3 protein-coding genes are annotated in these 2,186 nt (G+C 55.1%); all 3 read right to left on the bottom strand.

Features of this window, described 5'->3' with window-relative positions; translation table 11 throughout:
* Window positions 1-100 precede the first annotated feature (100 nt).
* Window positions 101-280 carry a hypothetical protein gene (locus tag F8C90_RS10685; protein WP_158050486.1) on the bottom strand — a complete coding sequence of 60 codons (180 nt, stop codon included), beginning with the start codon at window positions 278-280 and terminating at the stop codon, window positions 101-103.
* 50 nt (window positions 281-330) lie between these two features.
* Window positions 331-738, bottom strand: coding sequence for a hypothetical protein (locus F8C90_RS10690; RefSeq protein WP_158050487.1), 408 nt, complete (start codon window positions 736-738; stop codon window positions 331-333).
* A gap of 338 nt (window positions 739-1,076) precedes the next feature.
* Window positions 1,077-2,186, bottom strand: a 1,110-nt coding sequence (locus tag F8C90_RS10700; RefSeq protein ID WP_158050489.1) for an ATP-binding protein, incomplete at its 5' end; no start/stop codon positions are given.

A 2,186-nucleotide genomic window follows, 5' to 3' on the forward strand; every position in this document is an offset into this window, starting at 1 on the left:
ATCCATATGCGGTTATTGCCTTTCCACGAATCCTAACTTCAGCAATTAAGATTCTAGGCGATAACCGCTTCCTGCTTTCTACGGACAGGGAAGCGGCCCCTTACACCAACATTCGGCACGCGATCATGGCTCGCCCGTCGATCCAGTCGTTGATGTCGATGAACCCGTAGGGGAGATAAGGGTCAATGCGTTCGACCTCTGTATAGCGGAAGTCATCGATCCTTTTCTCTTCTTTGTACGTTGCGACGACGGTGTTCTTGTTCATCAGCTGATAGAGCATGTCGCACCTCCCTCAGGCAAAATCGTTTACGTGCATTATACGGCACCGCGCTACTTCAGGACTCCCATGGTGAAGGCGCGCGCGAGGACGGTGGCCGCGCGCTGGCGCTCGACATTCTCGCCCGGGCAGAGGAGCTTACCCCTGTCGGGTTCGTTGTAACCCTCGACAAGGCCCAGGTCATGCGCCCATGCGAGGGGATTGCGCGACCAGCTGCTCGCCATATCGCCGTCGACGAAGGCGGATAGGTCGCCTCTCGACGCCGCGATCTCGTCGGGGGTTACAGTGATGCGCGCGAGGATGGTGATCATCTGCTCAAAGCTCACGGGTTTATCGGCGGCGAAGTCGAACATGCAGCCCATGCTCGTGACATTGGACGTGTCGAGGCTCGACACGTCGAGGTAGGCGAGTCGGGTGCAGCCGGAGAGCATGCCGCTCTCCCAGGTGTCCTCTCTGCCCATTTCGGTCCCTTCGAGGTGTCAAGGCCCGATAGGTCAACCGAGATCAGGCGGGAGCAGCCCCTGAACATGCGAAACGTTGTTGCGGCAACGACGCCATCCTTGATTTTCGCGGAGGTTATGGAGTCGCGGTAATCGTACCAGGGCGTATCCTTCCAATACGAAAGGTTGCCACTGTCGGCGCCTTCCATCGGCGCGATTGTGAGACAGCCGCGCGCGTCAATCATCCAGCGGCAGGTTCCGCAGGTTGTCCAGTCGACAATCGTGCTGCCGGGTCGCAGTCGCGCTCGCGATGACTGTTTTGCTGGCGGGCAACGCACGATGCCTGACGGCGGTGGCGGTTACAGGATTTCCCCTTGTTCTTCAAGGAACTGCAGCAGGTTGAGGTGCTTTACTCCATCGCGCTTTTGCAACAAGGGGTCGAGCGTGAAAAGATAACGGGGGTAGGCATCTTTTATCTTCGAGAAAGGGCGATACTCGCGTTCCTCGACGTTGCGGTCGGCGATGGTCATGGACACCTGGATATAGGCGTAGTCTTCGCGTTTGCGAACGATGAAGTCGCATTCCAGCTTGCCGATGCGCCCGACGCTTATCCGAAGCCCTTGCGTTTTTAAGTAGACGAACAGCACGTTTTCCAGCGCTGGGCCGTAATTGATGCGCGCATCGGTGTTGCGCGCGAAATATATGCCCGGATCGGCCAGGTAGTACTTCTCGTCTCCGCGCAGGCTTTTGCGCGATTTCAGGTCAAAGCGCTCGCACTTGTAAAGAATTTTCGCGTTTATGAGCAGGTCGACATAGCGGGCGATGGTTTCCCTCCGAATGGCGATATTCTCGACGTTTCTGAAATGCTCCTCCATGTTTCCTAAATTTGTTGGTGCGCCGAAGTTGTTTATCACGTACGTTAGTACGCGGTCGAACGCTTCCTTATTGCGTACCTTGCTGTGCTCTCGTATGTCCTTGTCGAATATCTGCGCGACAACGCTCTCGATGTAGTCAGCTTTAGCTTGCGCATCGGTGAACTCAAGGGTCTGCGGGAAACCGCCATACGTGAGGTACTCGTCGAATTCTTGGGCGGTGGGGGAAAGCGTACGGCCGAGGAATTTCTTCATTTCCAGATATTCGGCGAATGATAAGGTGAACATTTCGATCTCGATGTAACGGCCGGTGAGCTTCGTGGCGAGCTCGCCCGAAAGCAAATAGGAATTCGATCCGGTGATGAAAATGGAAATGTCGCCTTCCTCTCGATAGCTGTTGATTACCTTTTCAAAACCGCTGACATTTTGCACTTCGTCTATGAAGAGGTATTTGGTGCCGGGCAAACCAAGGATCGCGTGCCGAATGTTGGTGTAAGGGGCCGCTTCCCTGTCCGTAGAAAGCAGGAAGCGGTTATCGCCTAGAATCTTAATTGCTGAAGTTAGGATTCGTGGAAAGGCAATAACCGCATATGGATA

Source organism: Ellagibacter isourolithinifaciens, from assembly GCF_008831035.1.
Taxonomy (GTDB): Bacteria; Actinomycetota; Coriobacteriia; order Coriobacteriales; family Eggerthellaceae; genus Ellagibacter; species Ellagibacter isourolithinifaciens.

Excerpts from the sequence above, each read along its gene's own strand:
- F8C90_RS10685 (WP_158050486.1), bottom strand. The coding sequence starts at position 280 with ATGCTCTATCAGCTGATGAACAAGAACACCGTCGTCGCAACGTACAAA.
- F8C90_RS10690 (WP_158050487.1), bottom strand. The coding sequence starts at position 738 with ATGGGCAGAGAGGACACCTGGGAGAGCGGCATGCTCTCCGGCTGCACC.